The following is a 16,910-nucleotide window of genomic DNA, read 5'->3' on the forward strand; positions in this document are numbered from 1 at the left end:
GGGGGCAGCAAGGACCGCGTTTGGCAAGCCCCCTCCGCCCTTCGGGCACCTCCCCCAGAGGGGGAGGATCGTCACGGCCGTCATCATGCCGGTATCAGCCGGTCAATGCCGGCCATGTAGGGCCTGAGCACATCGGGAATGATGACACTGCCATCGGCCTGTTGGTAATTTTCGATCACCGCCACCAGCGTGCGGCCGACAGCGAGGCCGGAACCATTGAGCGTGTTGACGGCAGGCAATGGGCCCTTGTGGTTGCGTGGTCTGTACGTCGCCTTCATGCGACGGCCTTGAAATTGTCCGCAGTCGGAAACCGAGCTGATTTCGCGATAGGCGTTCTGGCCGGGCAGCCAGACCTCGAGGTCATAGGTTTTCCGGGCCGAGAAGCCCATGTCGCCGGCGCAGAGCAGCATCCGGCGATAGGGCAGATTCAGCGCCTGCAGGATGGCTTCGGCGCTGGCCAGCATATGCGCATGCTCGGCCTCGGCCTGCTCGGGGGTGCAGATCGCCACCAGCTCGCACTTCTCGAACTGGTGCTGGCGGATCAGGCCGCGCGTGTCGCGCCCGGCGCTGCCGGCCTCGCTGCGGAAACAGGGGGTGAGCGCGGTCATGCGGATCGGCAGGGCGGCCACGTCGAGGATCTCGCCGGCAACAAGGTTGGTCAGGCTCATCTCGGCCGTGGGGATCAAATAGCGGCCGTCGGTGGTCTTGAAGACATCCTCTTCCATCTTCGGCAGCTGGCCGGTGCCAAAGGCCGCCTCGGCCCGCACCAGCAACGGGCCATAGACTTCGGTGTAGCCGCGCGCACCGGTCTGCGCGTCGATCATATATTGGCCCAGGGCGCGCTGCAGCCGGGCCAGCGGGCCCTTCAGCACGGCGAAGCGTGCGCCAGCGATGCGGGCGGCGGCCTCGGGATCATAGCCCAGGCGGGCGGCGATGATGTCGTGCTCTTGCGCGGGGAAATCGAAGGCACGCGGGGTCCCCCAGCGCATTTCCTCGACATTGCCATGCTCGTCCAGGCCATCGGGCACCTCGGCGGCCGGCAGGTTGGGCAGGCGGGTCAGCAGCGATTCGGCAGCCTCCCCGGCCTCACGCGCGGCGGCTTCCAGCGCGGCAATCTCGTCCTTCAGGCCGGCGACTTCGGCCTTCAGCGCCTCGGCCCTGGCATGATCCTTGGCGGCCATGGCGGCGCCAATCTCTTTCGAGGCGGCATTGCGGCGGGCAAGCGCTTCCTGCGCCCTGGTTTCGGCGGCGCGGCGGGCTGCATCGGCGGCCAGCAGCGAGGCGGCGGCATCGGTCACGCCGCGCCGGGCAAGCGCTGCGGCAAAGGCATCCGGATCGGCGCGAAGGGCTTTCAGATCATGCATGGTCCAGCCTTTGCCTTGGCTGATGCCCACGTGCAAGCGCCCCCTTTCGCGCACGCCCCGGCCTGCTTATGGTGGCCTGGTGATCGTCACTTGTCCCAATTGCAGCACCGCCTATCGGCTGGATGTGGCCACCGTCCTGCGCCGGCCCAAGCTGAAATGCGCCAAGTGCCAGCATCGCTGGGTGCCGGCCGAAGAGGTGGACGAGGACGAGGCCGTGGCCGCCGTGCAGGAAGAGCTGCGCGCCGCCCGGATGCCGCCGCCCCCGCCGCCCGAGCCGGAGCCCGAACCGGAACCCGCACCCGAAGCCCCGGCCGAACCCGAAGAGCCCCGCGTGCCGGTGCTGAAATGGCTGCTGGCGGTCGCGCTGGGCGCCGCCTTCACCACCGCGTCGGTTGGCCTGTGGATCGGCCGCATCGATCCGGCCGCCATCCCCGGCGTGGCCGATGCGCTGGCCCAGGTGGCACCGCCGCCGCCGCGGCTGGACGTGGCAATGCAGGGCAGCGTCAACCGGCTTGGCGGCGCCAGCCTGCTGGAGGTGACGGGCGTGATCAGCAACCCCGGCAAGGCCAGCGTGGTGGTGCCGCCGCTGAACGCCCGGCTGATGGTCGGCGGCGAGCGGCTGCGCGACTGGACGATCCCGCCGCCGGCCGCAATGATCAAGCCCGGCCAGCGCCTGGCCTTTGCCTCCACCATCACCGATGTGCCGGCCGGACCGATTTCGGTGCAGATCCGCTTTGGGCGTTAGCCGGCCAGCGTCAGGGGCAAGCGCAGGAAGCGGCGGCCTTGGGCATCGGGCGGTGGGAGTTCGCCGGCGGCGATGTTCACCTGGAGGCTGGGCAGGATCAGCGCTGGCGGGGCCAGCGTGGCATCGCGGGCGCGCCGCATGGCGATGAAGCTGGCGGCATCGATGCCGTCGTGCACATGGACATTCCCGGCCTTTTGGGCGGCCACACTGGTTTCGCAGGCATATTCGCTGCGGCCCGCCGGCAGATAATCATGGCCCAAGAAGATCCGGGTTTCGGGCGGCAGCGCCAGGATCGTCTGGATCGAGGCATGGAGTGTGGCGGCATCGCCACCGGGGAAATCGCAGCGCGCCGTGCCGTAATCGGGCATGAACAATGTGTCGCCCACAAAGGCGGCATCGCCGATGACATATGTGAGGCAGGCCGGCGTGTGGCCCGGTGTGTGCATCACGCGGATGGTCAGGCGGCCCAGCGGCAGCGTTGCGCCATCATCGACCAGCACATCAAACTGGCTGCCATCGGTGGCCAGATCATCAAGGCCAAAGCGCGGGGCAAATTCCCGCTGCACATCGGTGATGTGGGAACCGATGACCAGCGGTGCGCCGGTGCGGTCGCGCAGCCAGTGGCCGCCGGCCAGATGATCGGCGTGGGCGTGGGTTTCCAGCACCCAGCGCAAGTGCAGCTGCCGCTGTTCAACCTGGTCCAGCAAGGCGGCGAGGCCGGCATGCGAGACACGCGCGCTGCGCGGATCATAATCCAGAACGGCATCGATGATCACGGCATCACCGGTATCAGGATCGGCCACCAGATAGGTCCAGCTGTTGGTGGCGGCGTCGAAGAACGGGGTCACATCCGGGCGGCTCATGCCAATCTCCTTTCCCCGTATATTAGGCACTGCTAAATTTTATGCAAGGGCGCGATTGCAGCCTGCCTGTGCCCCTGCGGTGCCATCTCAACCCGATGCGGCCTATTCCGGCCGCTCGCCCGGTTCCCGCCCCAGCTCGGGCTTGGTGAAGGCATAGACGGCGAGGCAGGCCAGCGCCGCGGCGCCCAGCCAGTAGGTGAGGGTGTGGCCAAGCTGATACAGGCCGATCCCCACCGCCGGGGCAAAGATGAAACAGCTGCCGTTGACCGAGGTGACAGCGCCGGCCACGCCGCCCTGCTCCGCGCGGGTCACCGCGAGGCTGGCCCCGGCCGTGAAGCCGGGGCGCGCCAGACCATAGCCCAGGCTCATCAAGGCGAAGGCAATCACCAGGCCGTGCAGATCATGGGCCAGCGCGATGCCGGCGGTGCCGACGGCCGCGATCAATGTGCCCCAGCGCATCAGTGAAGGCGGCGTGAGGCGCAGCTGCGGGATCAGGCCCCATTGTGCCAGCAAGGTGGAAAAGGCGCCGGCCATGAAGATGACGGCGATTTCCTGCTGGGATTCCAGCGCATTGCCGCCCAGCGTGTCGATCACCAGAAAGCCCAGCGCCTGGCCGGTGGCCGCCTGGATCGATCCTGAGACAAAGCCGAAGATCATGAAGGGCAGGATGCGGCTGTCCTTGATGCTGAGCCGCTTTGGCCGGCCGGCCGCCGCCGCGCTGACACTGGCACCGGTGCTGCTGCCCGCCACACTGGGTTCCGATGACGGCGCGCCGCTGCCGCCCTGGGCAGCGAAGTGGGTGGGATCATCATCGGGCAGCACCCGCGCCACGGCCAGCGTGACCAGGGCGGCAATGGCGGCAAAGGCAAACATCGGCCCGGCAAGTCCAAAGGGTGCCAGGATGAACAGCGGCGCCACCGCCGGCCCGATGATGGTGCCAAGGCCGAAGGCGGAGGCCAGGCTGGACAGCGCGGCGGTGCGATCCTGTTCATCGGTGCGGGCCGCGACATAGGCCTGGGCCGCCGGGTTGGAGGCCGAACCGAAAATGCCGAACAGGCTGCGCAGCGTGGCGAACAGCGCGAAGGTGGCGATCGGCACCAGCCAGCCCTGCAGCCCGGCATAGATGGCGATGCCGCAGCCCGCCATGGAAACCATGAAGCCCAGCGTGCCAACCAGCATCAGCCGCCGCCGCCCCCGCATGTCGGACTGGCGGGCCCAATAGGGGGCACTGAACGTCCAGAGCAGCGCGGAGAAGGAGAAGATGATCGCCACCAGCATGTCGGGGATGTGGATCACTCGGGCGATGGCGGGCAGCACGGTCTGCAAGGCGGTGTTGCCAGCGGCCACGGTGAGCAGCGCCACGAACAGCACGGCAAATTCTCCGCGCGGCAGCGACGAAGCCTTCAGGCCGGCAAAAGGATTGGGCGTCTGCACCTCGCCCTTTTGGGCCGGCGGCGCGGCAATGCCAACCCGTTACTTTTCCCCCACCAGCGACGCGAGGCGGTGGACATCGGCGACATAGTCCGCCTCCGACAGGCCGGCATGTTTCAGGCCCGTGGCGGCGTTGGTGATCATGCGGGCCAGGCCGGCATCGCCCAGCCGCCGGGTGAGCAGCGCGATGAAGCGGGCGGCGCTGGCCTCGTGCAGGTCGGCGGTCAGGCTGGCGGCGACCGCCAATATCTCATCGGCATGCGGGCTGGCTGCGCACAGGCGCTGGATCGGCAGATCCTTGGCCAGGATGGCGGCGGCCAGGCCAGTGGCGAGCGCAATCCCTTCGGGCCAGGCCAGTTCGGCAGCGATGGCGGCATCGGCCAGCAGGGTTTCGGCAACGGCGCGGAACAGCTCCTCCTTGCCGCAGAACATCAGATAGAGGGCCGGGCGCGACATGCCGGCGGCGGCCGCCACATCGCCCATCGTGCAGCGGCGATAACCGTGACGCGAAAAGGCCTGGATCGCCGCCTGCACCACACGGGCGCGTCGGTCTTCGCTGGCAGTGTTTGACAAAACAGACGACATTTGTCAGTTTGTATCACGTCGCAGGGCAGGGAGACAAGCTGATGGGCGGCGAATCGCAAAAGGGCAAGGTGCTGGTCACCGGCGCCTCGGGCTATATTGCCGGCTTCGTGATCAAGGCACTGGTCGCCGATGGCTGGCAGGTGCGCGGCACCATTCGGAACCTCGCGCGGGCCGCCGAAGTGCGCGCCACCCTGGGCCTGCCCAATCTGGAGCTGGTCGCCTGTGACTTGATGAGCGATGCCGGCTGGGCCGAGGCCATGGCCGGGGTGGACTATGTCCAGCACATCGCCTCCCCGATTCCGGCCGGCGAGCCCAAGGACCCGAACGAGTTGATCGTGCCGGCCCGCGAAGGCGCCCTGCGTGCCTTGCGCTTTGCCCAGGCCGCCGGTGTGAAGCGCGTGGTGATGACCAGCAGCATGGCCGCCATCGCCTATGGCCACCCCGATGGCAGCCCGCCGTTCACGGAGGCCAACTGGTCCAACATCGATTCGATGGATGCCTATGCCTATATCAAGTCCAAGACCCTGGCCGAGCGTGCCGCGCGGGACTGGATGGCGGCCCATGGCGGGGCGATGGAATATGTCTCGATCAATCCGGCCGCCGTGCTGGGTCCGGTGCTGGGGGCGGATTTCTCGACCAGCCTCGAAGTGGTGAAGAAGCTGCTCGATGGCGCCCTGCCCGGCCTGCCCAACCTGGGCTTTGGCGTGGTTGATGTGCGCGATGTCGCCGCCCTGCATGTGCAGGCGATGGTGACAGCGGGGCTGAACGGTGAGCGTTTCATCGCCCAGGGCCGCTTCATCTGGATGCGCGAGGTGGCCGAAGTGCTGAAGGCCGGCCTGGGCGCGAAGGCAAAGCGCGTGCCGACGCGTGGCCTGCCCAACTGGCTGCTGAAACTGCTCGCCAATTTCGATGCCACGTTGAAGATGGTGGTGCCCGAACTCGGCCGCCGCCGCGACGCCAGCGCCGTCCATGCGCTGCAGCTTCTGGGCTGGAAAACGCGGGACGAGGCGACGACCATCCTCGATTGCGCCAACAGCCTGATCGAAAAGGGACTGGTGAAGGGGTGACAAGGGTCCTCCCCATGCTTGCATGGGGAGGTGGCAGCCGCAGGCTGACGGAGGGGCGGTGCGGCACCAATGCCCCTCCACCGTCCTGCGGACGGTCCCCCTCCCCAAACAAGTTTGGGGAGGAGCTTACTTGCCGCCGTTCGCCACCCAGCGATCGATCTTGGCCTCCAGCACCGCCATCGGCAGCGCGCCGGTCATCAGCACCTGGGCGTGGAAGCCCTTGATGTTGAACTTGGGTCCCAGCGCGGCCTCCGCCTTGGCCCGCAGCCGGCTGATGGTGAGCTGGCCGATCTTGTAGGCCAAAGCCTGCGACGGGATGGCGATGTAGCGCTCCACCTCGGCCACGGCATCGGTGCGGCTCATGCTGCTGTTGACCAGCATGTAATCGATGGCCTGATCGCGGCCCCAGCCCTTGGAATGGATGCCGGTATCCACCACCAGCCGCATGGCGCGCAGCATCTCGTCCTCATACCGGCCCTGCAGCTGATACGGATCCTTGAACATGCCCAGTTCCGGGCCCAGGCTTTCGGCATAGAGGCCCCAGCCTTCGGCAAAGGCAGTGTTGCCGCCAAAGCGCTGGAAGGCCGGCAGCTTGTCATTCTCCTGCGCCAGGCTGATCTGGAAATGATGGCCCGGCACGGCTTCATGGAGATAGAGGGTTTCGACGCCATAATTGCTGCGCGACGGCAGGTCATATGCATTGTAATAGAAGATGCCCGGCCGGCTGCCATCGGGCGTGCCGCCATTGTAACTGCCGGCGGCGTCGGTCTTTTCGCGGTGCGGCGGCACCGGTTTGATCTCCAGCGGCGACTTGGGGATGGTGTCAAACAAATTGCCCACCACCGCATCGACCCGCTTGCCGGTGGCGCGGAAGGCATCGCCCATGGCCTCAGCCGTGGCGAACTTGAACTGCTTGTCGGTGCGCAGAAATTCGAAGAAGGCCTTGCGGTCACCCTGGAACCCCACCCGGGCCTTCACCTCGTCCATCCCCTTCAGGATGCGGGCCACTTCGCTCAGGCCAATGTTGTGGATCTCGTCCGGGGTCAGCGCCGTGGTCGTGCTGCTGGCGACCAGATAACGATAAAGCTCCGGCCCGCCCGGCATGGCGCCCAGGCCGGGTGCCTCGCGCGCCACCGGCAGATATTCGGTTTTCAGGAAATCGCGCATCCGGATCAGCGCCGGGTTGACCCGTTCGCCCACCATCCAGGCATAAGCCGCCTTCAACCGCGCCTGATCGGCCGCGCTGATGCCGTCGGGGAATTTCTGCACCGGCTTCATCATGATGGAGCCTTCGGTGCCGCCCGCCGTGAGGTTGTTCAGCTGATCGATGATGTTGTTCACCACCAGCTTCGGCTGCACCACGCCGGTCTGCATGCCCTGGCGGAAGCGCAGGATGGCGAGATCGAGGAGCAGCACGAACTGTTCATGCCGCTTCAGCGCGTCCTCATAATCCTTCACCGTCTTGAACGGCGCCGCACTCTCCCCCGATTGCAGCTCGGCGACGAAATTGTGGAAGCCAAAGAAATGATCGATCGGCCGCGGCGCCGTGGCGGCGATCAGCGCCGGCGACAGGCCGGCCAGATCCGTCTCCCGCTGCCACTTGAACGTGTCATAACTCACCTGTTCGTCCGGCGTCAGCGCCGCGCGGTCAATCGCGGCCAGCGCCTTCAGCTCGTTCTCCGCCGCCCGCTTCTCGGCGGCATAGGCCGCATCGGTGATCAGTTCGCCCATCTGATCCGCCGCCGACGTGTCGCCCCGGAACAGGCGATAAAGCGGGTTGCGCTTCAGATTGTCGGCATCACTCTTCGCAAACAACGCCGCCAACCGGGCCGACGGGCTCTCCGCCGCCTGGGCCGGCGCCGGGGCCGCAGTCTGGGCCAGCGCCGGGGTGACGGCAAACAGGCTGACCGCAATCAGCAGGGCAGAAGCGCGCATCGGGATACTCCATTGGGACGAGAGGCATATTGCTCCCATAAGACGCCGGGCGACACAGTCAATGATGTTGCGCGCCGCCCTTGGCGCCGTTCAGCGCCGCGCTGATGTCTGCACCCCTGGCGGCCTTCAGCGCCGCGCACTGGCCGATGCGTTCCCTGGTTTGCGCCAGTTCCAGATCGCCGCCGCCCAGGGTGGCAAGGTTGGGCCGGATCAGGGCTTCAACGCGGGTGACGGCATCGGGGCTGCAATAGCCGCTGAAGAAGCCGATGATGCCGGTGCGGGCAAAGCCGGGGAAGCTTTCGACCACGCGGGTGAAATTGGCCGAGACGAAGGCCGTGGTGGCATCGCGGCTGGCGCGGTTGGCGGCCAGATTGCCCAGCACGGTGGTGCGTTCCAGGCTGAGCAGGCCATCCTGCATGGCAAGGCGCTGGACATGGGCGACACTGGCATCCCCCTCCACCCGGCCGAGCGCGGTGGCCGCCTGGCTGCGGAACAGCGGATCGTCAGAGGCCTTCAGCGCGGCATAAAGCTGGTCCGCCGCCGCCATGCCGCCATCCTGCACAAACACCGACAGGGCGGTGCGGCGGAAATTGGCGGCCAGGGCGCCGCTGTTGCCGGCAAGATACTGGCTGGCAGCGGCCTTCAGCCGAGCGCGCACATCGGCATCACGCGCCTCCAGCGCCACGATCGGCACCAGGGATTCGCGCAACGAGGTGGTGGCGGCCGTTTCACCGGGCTGCGCGCCCACGGCCGGATCAAGACCCAGCGCGGCGAGGCGCGGGGTGAAAAGCCGGCCCATCAGCGCGCGATAGGCGGCCTGATCGCCCTGTTCGAGCAGGCTGTTGGCCAGATCAGCCAGTTTCACCGCCAGTTGCAGCGCCGGCAGGCGGCCGCTGTGCCCGGCCAGCGCTTCGGCGGCCCGCGCCACCCGGGCGAAATCCAGCCGGCCCGCGGCGAAATCGGCCCAGATGGAATCGGCGGCCACCATGGCTTCGCGTTCGGGCAGGGCGGCAAGGCCGGCGATCAATGCATCCCAACCGGCCGGATCAAGCGTGAAGCGATAATAGCCGGCACCATCGGCATTGGGCACGATCGGGCCGGCGCCAGCCAGGGCGGGCACGGCCATCTGTTCATCGGCCAGCAGATGGCAGGCGGTGCTGCCGCTGCGCGCCAGGCACACCGGCACCTGCCAGCGCCGGGCCAAGCGATCAGCGGCAACGCCCAGCGGCAGATAGCGCGACTGTGACAGGGAAAGACCGCTGCCCTGGCTGCCCACAGTCACCAGCGGCACGCCGGTCTGATCGGTGAAGCTGCGCAGCGCCGGCACCAGCGCGGCATTGCCGCTGGCCTCGCCCACACTGGCAAAGAAATCCTCCGCCGTGGCGTTGCGATAGGCATAGCGGTTGAGGTGCAGCTGCACGCCCTTGCGGAAGGCTTCGGCACCCACGAATTTCTCGAACATCGAGACGGTTTGCGCGCCCTTGAGATAGGTGATGGAATCAAAGGCGCTGATCACCTGGTCATTGCGGGTGATGGGCTGGCGGATCGGCCGGCCACGGCCCAGCGAATCCGTGTCCATGGCATAGAAGGCATCGGCGACTTCGCCGGCGGCAATGCCCAGATCGGGCCGCCAGCGGTTGGCGGCCTTGTTGCCCATCCATTCGGCAAAGCTCTCGTTCAGCCAGATGTCGGTCCACCAGGACGGGGTGACCAGATCGCCAAACCACTGGTGCGCGACCTCATGCGCCACCACGGTGCCAAAGCTGCGCAGTTGGCTGGGCGGAGCCGCCTTGTCCAGCAGAATCAGCGTGTCCTGATAGACGATCAGGCCGGCATTCTCCATGGCACCGCCCATCACCGGGGAGGCGATGAAATCCAGCTTTTCATAGGGATAGGGGATGCCGAAATAATTCTCGAGGATGGTGACGATCTTCGGCGCTTCGGTCAGCGTCGTGTCCATGCGGCTGGCCTGGCCCTTGGTGGCAATCACCCGGAACGCCAGCGGCGTCTTGCGCACCTCATTTGCCGGGATGCTGGTCTCGCGGACATCGAAATCGCCGACCCCCACGGCCACCAGATAGGTGGGCAGCGGTTTGGATGGCGCAAAGCGATGCGTGGTCCAGCCGGCTCTCGTCTCCGCCGCCACCTCCGGCGTGTTGGCAAAGGCCTTCAGCCGTTCCGGCACCGTCAGGCTGATGGTGAAGGGCAGCTTGAAGCCGGGCTCGTCAAAGCCGGGGAACATGCGGCGCGCATCGAGCGGTTCCATCTGGGTCCAGGCATACTGCTGCCCGCCCACCTTGGCGCGGAACAGACCTTCGGCGCCGTCGCGAAAGCCGGTGCTGTAATCAAAGCGCAGCGTGACCTTGCCGGCGGCCAGCGGGCCATCCAGATCAAGCCGCGCCACCCCCGATGCGTCCACCTCGGCATAGCGGGCCGGCAGGGTCTTGCCGCCGGCCACCACATCGGCCCTGGCCATCTTCAGGCCAAGGCCATGCAGGAAGATGCTTCTGGTCGCCGTGGTCACCTCGGCGTCGATCTCGACATGGCCGCTGTATTCTGCCTGCTCGGGATCAACCTTGAGGTCGATGCGATAGGCGGTTGGCTTCACCGTATCGGGCAGGCGGCCCAGCGGCACATCCTGCGCCAGGGCCGGCGCGGCCAGGGCACTGGCGGCAAGCGCCAGGCGACGGAGATGGTTCATGATCACTCTTTCGAGGGGTGCGCGGTGGCGGGCCGGGCCTATTTCAGCGCCTCGTCATACCAGGCCGCCACATCGTCCTTCATCTTCGCCAGTTCGGATTCGGCCAGATAGATCATGTGCCCCGACTGGTAATAGGTGAACTTGATGTTCCGGTTCAGCTCCGCCGGCAACAGCATGTGGGCGGCATCAAACTCGGCGCCATAGAAGGGCGTCGCCATGTCGTAATAGCCGTTGAGGAACAACAGCTTGAGCTTGGGATTGGCCCGCATCGTATAGGCCAGATCAACTGCGGTGTTGGGCGTCGTCTGCACGCCGCCGCGCGGCGGCCGGTGCGACCAGTCCCAATTCCAGCCCGGCTCGCGGGCCGAAAGCTTGTAGGGCAGGTCGGTCTTCACCCCCAGCGTCTTCACCGCATAATCATGGAAGGCGGCGACATAGGCGCCGGTGATGGCGGTGGAGGCCGGATCCTCATCCGGGCTGGCGGCGTTCAGATCCGTGGGCGGCAGCGTGTAGCGCGCGTCGAGCCGGCCAACCGACAGGCCGCGCGGGCGCAGCAGTTCGGTCATGAAGTGGGGCAATTCCACCCGCAGCTGGGCGCGCTTGAGGAAATCGACCGGCAGGCCGGTATAGGCGTGCATCTGCCTCGCCACCGCGTCCATTTCGGCGGCCGAAATCGCGCTGCCCTTGGCGAGGGCGGCGGCATAGGGCCCGCTCACCCAGCCGCGCACCTCGTTCACGAAGGCATCAAGGTCAGCCGGCTTCTGGCCGGGCAGCGTGCTATGATACCAGGCGGTGGCGGCATAGCCGGGGAAGAGCGTCAGATAATTCTGGTCATAGCCGGCCTGGCGCACGCCATGGTTCATGATGGTCGACAGCAGCGCGACGCCGTGGAGCGACACCCCGCGCTCCTCCAGCAGGCGCGCCACCACGCCAGACCGCAGCGTGCCATAGCTTTCGCCGAACAGGAATTTCGGCGATCTCCAGCGGTTGTTCCGGGCGACATAGCGGGTGATGGCGCGGGCGAAGGCATCGCCATCCTGATCCACCCCGTTGAAATCCTTGCCCGTCTTGTCTCCCAGCGGGCGCGACCAGCCGGCACCCGGCGCATCGATGAACACGATGTCGGTCTTGTCGAGCAGGGTCCAAGGGTTGGGCGTCACCGCATATTGATCGGGCGTCACATAGACCGGCTTGTCGGTCTTCACCCGCACCGGGCCGAAGCTGCCCATGTGCAGCCACACTGTCGCCGAGCCCGGACCGCCATTGTAGAAGAAGGTCACGGGCCGGTTGGCACCATCGGCGGTGTAGGCGGTGTAGAAGATGCTGCCGGTCGGGCGGCCATTGTCATCGCGGATGGTCAACGTGCCGGCGGTGGCGGTGTAGGCAATCGCCTTGCCCTTCACCGTCACGCTGCCCTTGGAAACAGCCGCCTGCTCCTCCACTGGTGCCCGCGCAGTTGCGGCATCGGCATCGGCGATCATGACGTCCTTCGGGCTCTTGGCCGCCTGGGCCATAGCCGGATGGGCAACAGCCAGCAGCAGGCCGGCGATCAGCAGTTTGTTCACCTGATACTCCCCTCAAAACAGCGATGTCGTGATGGCATGGCCGCGCCCTGCCCTCAAGTCATGCGGTCATTTCGCCCAGCCCGCGCAGCAAGCTGCCATCGGGATCAACCAGCGCAAACATGAACAGGTCATCAACGATTGGGCGAATGGGTTCCAGCCGCGGGATGCCATGGCCGGGTAGGCCGGCAATGCTGAAATTGTCAAAAAGCTCGGCCAGATCATCCACCCGGATGCAGGCGGAAAAGCTGCTGCTGGCCGGATCAAGATCGGGATAGGGGAAGATTCCAGCTCCAGCGGCCCGCGCTCCAGGATCAGCCAGTGGGCATCGCGATAGGCCGGCACAAAGCCGAGCCGGCCATAAAAGGCGATGGTGGCATCAAAATCGCGGCTCGGCAGATTGGCAGTAATGCGGTCGCTCATTTGCGCCCCCGCCGCACCCCCGGCGGCACCCGCGATTTGCCCGGTCGCGGCGTGAAGCCCTTCGGCCGCGTGCGGTCACGGCGCTGGGCGGGCGGGCTGCCGCCGTCGGGCAATTCATAGCGCAGCGCGCCGGTGATCGGATTGGCTTCGGCCAGCCGCAGTTCCAGCCGCTGGCCAACCTCGTATCGGGTTCCGGTCGAGACACCTTCCAGAATGCGCGCGTCCTCATCAAACACGAAGCGTTCGGCGCCGAGGGTGGAGACGGGGACAAGGCCATCGCCGCCCAGGCCATCGACGGTGGCAAAGAAGCCGAACTTGGCCACCCCGGTAATGCGGGTCTTCACCACCTCGCCGACCATGGTGGAAAGATAGGCCGCCACATAGCGATCGATGGTGTCGCGTTCGGCCTCCATGGCGCGGCGTTCGGTCATGCTGATATGGTCGGCGGTCTTGGCGAGGCCCTTTTCCTCTTCCTTGTGCAGCCCACCCTCGCCCAGCCGGTAGGCGGCGGCGAGGCTGCGGTGCACGACGAGATCGGCGTAGCGGCGGATGGGCGAGGTGAAGTGGGCATAAGAGCCCAGCGCCAGGCCGAAGTGGCCGACATTTTCGGGCGTGTAATAGGCCTGGGTCTGGGTGCGCAGCACCTGTTCGGAGACCTGCTCATAATTCTCGCCATCCTTGGCGCGGGCGAGGATGCGGTTGAAGATGGCCGGGCGCGCCACCTGACCCATGGCGAAATTCTGGCCGAGGGTTTCGAGATAATCCCTGAGCGCCACCAGCTTCTCGCGGCTGGGCGCCTCGTGGCAGCGGAAGATGCAGGCGCTCTTCTTCTTCTCCAGCGCCTTGGCCGCCGCCACGTTGGCAGCGATCATATAATCCTCGATCAACTGGTGGGCGGGCAGATGCTGGCGGATGGAGATGCCGGCGATGCGGCCAGCTTCATCGAGGACGACGCGTTTTTCGGGGAGTTCGAGGGCCAGCGGCTCGCGGGCGTCGCGGGCGGTCTTGAGGGCGGCCCAGCAGGCCCAGAGCGGCTGGAGGATGGGGAGATATTGGCCTTCGCCGCTGTCCATCGTGGCCTGGGCCTGTTCATAGGCGATGTTGGCGACGCAGCGGATGACGGCGCGGGTGAAGCGCCAGCTGAGCAGCTTGCCATCGGGCGCGATGTGGAGGTGGCAGGCCATGACGGCGCGGTCTTGCCCTTCGACCAGGCTGCAGGCATCGGCCGACAGGATTTCGGGCAGCATGGGGACGACGCGGTCGGGAAAATAGACGCTGTTGCCGCGGCTGCGGGCGGAACGGTCGAGCGCGGAGCCGGGGCGGACATAGAAGGACACATCGGCGATGGCGACGACGGCGCGGAAATGGCCTTCGTTGTCAGGGTCGGGGGCGGCCCAGACGGCATCATCATGATCGCGGGCGTCGGCGGGATCGATGGTGAGGAAGGGCAGGCTGCGCAGATCCTCCCGGTCGCCCAGTGGCTGGCGGGCCATGCGTTCGGCCTCTTCGAGCACGGAGTCGTCAAAGCGGTGGGGGATGCCCTTGGCGTGGATGGCGATCAGGCTGAAAGCGCGGGGCTGGAAGGGATCGCCGAGCACCTCGACGACGCGGCCGGACACACGCGGCGGGCGGCCGCTGGGTTCGGCCAGGACGAGATCGCCGGGCTGGCCGTCGCCGGGGTCGCTGATGGCGAGATCGGTCCGGGCCTTCTTGTCCACGGGCACCAGGCGCCAGCCCAGGGGTTCCTTGCGCAGGATGCCGAGGACGAATTCGGCGGATTTGGCCAGCGCCTTCATGGGGAAGGCGAGGTAGCCGCTGCCCTGTTCCTCGATGCGGGCGAGCACGCGGTCTCCCAGGGCGAAGGCGGCGCGTTTGCGGCTTTCGATGACGCGGATGCGGGGCGGCGGCGTGGCATGGTCCCAGCGGTCGGGCACGGCGATGGCAACGCCGTCGGCCACATCGGCGATGCGCAGCACGGTCACCTTGGGCAGGCCGCCGCCCTTGTGGACGGTGCGGCCGGGGCCAAGCTCCAGCTCGCCAGCCTCCATCATCTCTTTCAGGAGGGATTTCAGGGCGATCTTGTCTTGTGCGTGGAGGCCAAAGGCCTTGGCGATCTCGCGCTTGCCGACGCTCGATTTCTGGGTGGCGATGAAATCGAGGATGGCCTGGCGATCGGGGAGGCCAGGCTGCGGGCGGTTGCGGGGGATGCGGGGCATGATTGGCACCATGGGCCTTTGGCGGCAAGCGGGCAAGTGTGAGGCGAAACTGCCCATTGTCGGGCGGGCGCGTGCGGCCCATATGGCTGGCATGCAATCGCTCGCCACCGCGCCGCCCAAGGGCGATGCCGATCTGAAGACGCTGAAGCGCTTTTTGCCCTATCTGTGGCCGGCGGGGCGCGGCGATCTGAAATTGCGGGTGATCACGGCGCTGGTGCTGGTGCTGCTGGCCAAGGGGGTGGCGCTGGGCATGCCCTATGCCCTGAAGCTGGCGCTGGACCGGATGGCGGCCGGCCTGCCCGACGGGCTGGGCGTGGCGATCGCGCTGGTCAGTTCCTATGCGCTGGCGCGTTTTGCCGGGGTGTTGTTCGACAATTTGCGCAACGCCGCCTTTGAACGGGTGGGGCAGGAGGCGGCGCGGCGACTGAGCCTGGATGTGTTCAGCCATATCCACCGGCTGTCGTTGCGCTATCACCTCGAACGGCGCACCGGCGCGCTGACCCGGCTGATCGAGCGCGGGACGAAGAGCATCGACACCATGCTCTATTTCCTGCTGTTCAACATCTTCCCGACCGTGATCGAGCTGACGGCGGTGTGCATATTGTTCGGGCGCGGCTTTGGCTGGGAACTGGTGGTGGCGACGCTGGGGACGGTGGGCGCCTATATCCTCTACACCCAGCGCATCACCGATTGGCGCGCCGGTTTGCGCCGGCAGATGGTGGAAAGCGACCAGAAGGCGACGGCGCGGGCGGTGGACAGTTTGCTGAATTACGAAACGGTCAAATATTTCAATGCGGAAGCGCATGAGAATGCCAATTATGGCCGGGCCATCAAGCGCTACACTGATGCCGCGACCAAATCCGAAGTCAGCCTGGCCTGGCTGAACATCGGGCAGAGTTTCATCACCAACCTTTTGATGGGTGGGGCGCTGGCCTATGTGGTGTGGGGCTGGAGCCGCGGGCAGTTCAGCATTGGCGATATCGCCTTTGTGAACGGCCTGTTGATGCAGTTGTTCCGGCCGCTCGATCTGCTCGGCATGGTCTATCGCGAGATCCGCCAGGGCCTGATCGACATGGAGGCGATGTTCCGCCTGATCGACACGCCGCCGGAAATCGCCGATGCGCCGGGCGCGCCTGATCTGCAGGTGACCGGTGCCGCCATCCGCTTTGACGCGGTGGATTTTGGCTATGACCCGCGCCGGCAGATTTTGCACGGCGTGTCGTTCCATGTGCCGCCGGGCGCCAAGCTGGCCGTGGTCGGCCATTCGGGCGCCGGCAAATCGACGCTGAGCCGCATCCTCTATCGCTTCTATGACATCCAGGGCGGGCGGGTGACCATCGATGGCCAGGATATTGCCGGCGTCACCCAAAGCTCGCTGCGCCGCGCCATCGGGATCGTGCCGCAGGATACGGTGCTGTTCAACGACACGATCCGATACAATATCGCCTATGGCCGGCCCGACGCCAGCGAGGCGGAGATCGTTGCGGCGGCGCGCGGGGCGGCCATCCATGATTTCATCCTGGGCCTGCCCGATGGCTATGACACGCAGGTGGGCGAGCGCGGGCTGAAATTGTCGGGCGGGGAAAAGCAGCGTGTGGCGATTGCGCGCACGATCCTGAAGAACCCGGCCATCCTGATCCTCGACGAGGCCACCAGCGCGCTCGATTCCGCCACCGAAGCCAGCATCCAGGAGGCGCTGGGCGGGGTTTCGGCCGGGCGCACCACCATCGTGATTGCCCACCGGCTTTCCACCATCACCGATGCCGACGAGATCATCGTGATGGACGCCGGGCGCATCATCGAATGCGGCCGGCACGAGGTGCTGCTGGCGCGCGGCGGTGCCTATGCCGACATGTGGGCGCTGCAACAGGCCGAAGAGGCGGAAAACGGCACGCTGGTTGCCTGATGTATTTTCTGTCCTGCGCGCCTGAGCCGCAGGCATGTTTACGATTTGGCTACACTTGCCATGGTAGGCTAAACTTAACCCGGATTATTCACCGGCCGGGTGATTTCGGGTT

Annotated in this window: 11 protein-coding genes and 1 pseudogene; 3 read left to right on the forward strand and 9 right to left on the reverse strand. The window is 66.5% G+C overall.

The annotated features are described in order from the left end of the window. Nucleotides 1-83: 83 nt before the first annotated feature. Nucleotides 84-1,364 (reverse strand): serine--tRNA ligase, encoded by a 1,281-nt coding sequence (gene serS, locus CHU93_RS07415; protein ID WP_094473459.1) that lies wholly within the window; start codon nt 1,362-1,364, stop codon nt 84-86. Between the two features lie 22 nt (nt 1,365-1,386). Here serS and CHU93_RS07420 point away from each other — a divergent pair, with 22 nt between their 5' ends. Continuing rightward, nucleotides 1,387-2,109 (forward strand): zinc-ribbon domain-containing protein, encoded by a 723-nt coding sequence (locus CHU93_RS07420; RefSeq protein WP_165768648.1) that lies wholly within the window; start codon nt 1,387-1,389, stop codon nt 2,107-2,109. On the opposite strand, the gene CHU93_RS07425 is transcribed toward CHU93_RS07420, so the two are convergent. The 3 genes from CHU93_RS07425 to CHU93_RS07435 all read right to left on the reverse strand — a co-directional run bounded on the left by CHU93_RS07425 (nt 2,106) and on the right by CHU93_RS07435 (nt 4,988). Beyond that, a complete protein-coding gene (locus CHU93_RS07425) occupies nt 2,106-2,972 on the reverse strand; it encodes an MBL fold metallo-hydrolase (protein ID WP_094473461.1) in 867 nt (288 codons plus the stop codon). The two genes, CHU93_RS07420 and CHU93_RS07425, sit on opposite strands and share 4 nt — an antisense overlap. A gap of 102 nt (nt 2,973-3,074) precedes the next feature. After that, a complete protein-coding gene (locus tag CHU93_RS07430) occupies nt 3,075-4,406 on the reverse strand; it encodes an MFS transporter (protein WP_094473462.1) in 1,332 nt (443 codons plus the stop codon). 39 nt (nt 4,407-4,445) lie between these two features. Then, complete coding sequence (locus CHU93_RS07435) at nt 4,446-4,988, reverse strand: TetR/AcrR family transcriptional regulator (protein WP_094473463.1); 543 nt, start codon at nt 4,986-4,988, stop codon at nt 4,446-4,448. 41 nt (nt 4,989-5,029) lie between these two features. Here CHU93_RS07435 and CHU93_RS07440 point away from each other — a divergent pair, with 41 nt between their 5' ends. Then, a complete protein-coding gene (locus CHU93_RS07440) occupies nt 5,030-6,055 on the forward strand; it encodes an SDR family oxidoreductase (protein ID WP_094473464.1) in 1,026 nt (341 codons plus the stop codon). A gap of 126 nt (nt 6,056-6,181) precedes the next feature. On the opposite strand, the gene CHU93_RS07445 is transcribed toward CHU93_RS07440, so the two are convergent. The 5 genes and pseudogenes from CHU93_RS07445 to CHU93_RS07465 all read right to left on the reverse strand — a co-directional run bounded on the left by CHU93_RS07445 (nt 6,182) and on the right by CHU93_RS07465 (nt 14,892). Further along, on the reverse strand, nt 6,182-7,990 hold the full coding sequence (locus CHU93_RS07445) for a DUF885 domain-containing protein (protein ID WP_094473465.1): 1,809 nt from the start codon (nt 7,988-7,990) through the stop codon (nt 6,182-6,184). 58 nt (nt 7,991-8,048) lie between these two features. After that, nucleotides 8,049-10,691, reverse strand: coding sequence for a M1 family metallopeptidase (locus CHU93_RS07450; RefSeq protein ID WP_133064349.1), 2,643 nt, complete (start codon nt 10,689-10,691; stop codon nt 8,049-8,051). A gap of 38 nt (nt 10,692-10,729) precedes the next feature. Then, on the reverse strand, nt 10,730-12,205 hold the full coding sequence (locus CHU93_RS07455; protein WP_094473471.1) for a S10 family peptidase: 1,476 nt from the start codon (nt 12,203-12,205) through the stop codon (nt 10,730-10,732). 255 nt (nt 12,206-12,460) lie between these two features. Beyond that, a pseudogene (locus tag CHU93_RS18260) lies at nt 12,461-12,676 on the reverse strand (VOC family protein); the annotation flags it as partial. After that, complete coding sequence (locus tag CHU93_RS07465; RefSeq protein ID WP_094473467.1) at nt 12,673-14,892, reverse strand: ribonuclease R family protein; 2,220 nt, start codon at nt 14,890-14,892, stop codon at nt 12,673-12,675. The pseudogene CHU93_RS18260 and the gene CHU93_RS07465, both read right to left, overlap by 4 nt. 91 nt (nt 14,893-14,983) lie before the next feature. Between CHU93_RS07465 and CHU93_RS07470 the strand changes: the two genes are divergently transcribed. Continuing rightward, nucleotides 14,984-16,798 carry an ABCB family ABC transporter ATP-binding protein/permease gene (locus CHU93_RS07470; RefSeq protein ID WP_094473472.1) on the forward strand — a complete coding sequence of 605 codons (1,815 nt, stop codon included), beginning with the start codon at nt 14,984-14,986 and terminating at the stop codon, nt 16,796-16,798. Nucleotides 16,799-16,910: the final 112 nt, after the last annotated feature.

It is taken from the genome of Sandarakinorhabdus cyanobacteriorum (assembly GCF_002251755.1).
GTDB classification, from domain to species: Bacteria; Pseudomonadota; Alphaproteobacteria; order Sphingomonadales; family Sphingomonadaceae; genus Sandarakinorhabdus; species Sandarakinorhabdus cyanobacteriorum.

Excerpts from the sequence above, each read along its gene's own strand:
- serS (WP_094473459.1), bottom strand. The coding sequence starts at position 1,364 with ATGCATGATCTGAAAGCCCTTCGCGCCGATCCGGATGCCTTTGCCGCA.
- CHU93_RS07420 (WP_165768648.1), top strand. The coding sequence starts at position 1,387 with ATGCCCACGTGCAAGCGCCCCCTTTCGCGCACGCCCCGGCCTGCTTAT.
- CHU93_RS07425 (WP_094473461.1), bottom strand. The coding sequence starts at position 2,972 with ATGAGCCGCCCGGATGTGACCCCGTTCTTCGACGCCGCCACCAACAGC.
- CHU93_RS07435 (WP_094473463.1), bottom strand. The coding sequence starts at position 4,988 with ATGTCGTCTGTTTTGTCAAACACTGCCAGCGAAGACCGACGCGCCCGT.
- CHU93_RS07440 (WP_094473464.1), top strand. The coding sequence starts at position 5,030 with ATGGGCGGCGAATCGCAAAAGGGCAAGGTGCTGGTCACCGGCGCCTCG.
- CHU93_RS07445 (WP_094473465.1), bottom strand. The coding sequence starts at position 7,990 with ATGCGCGCTTCTGCCCTGCTGATTGCGGTCAGCCTGTTTGCCGTCACC.
- CHU93_RS07450 (WP_133064349.1), bottom strand. The coding sequence starts at position 10,691 with ATGAACCATCTCCGTCGCCTGGCGCTTGCCGCCAGTGCCCTGGCCGCG.
- CHU93_RS07455 (WP_094473471.1), bottom strand. The coding sequence starts at position 12,205 with ATGGCCCAGGCGGCCAAGAGCCCGAAGGACGTCATGATCGCCGATGCC.
- CHU93_RS07465 (WP_094473467.1), bottom strand. The coding sequence starts at position 14,892 with ATGCCCCGCATCCCCCGCAACCGCCCGCAGCCTGGCCTCCCCGATCGC.
- CHU93_RS07470 (WP_094473472.1), top strand. The coding sequence starts at position 14,984 with ATGCAATCGCTCGCCACCGCGCCGCCCAAGGGCGATGCCGATCTGAAG.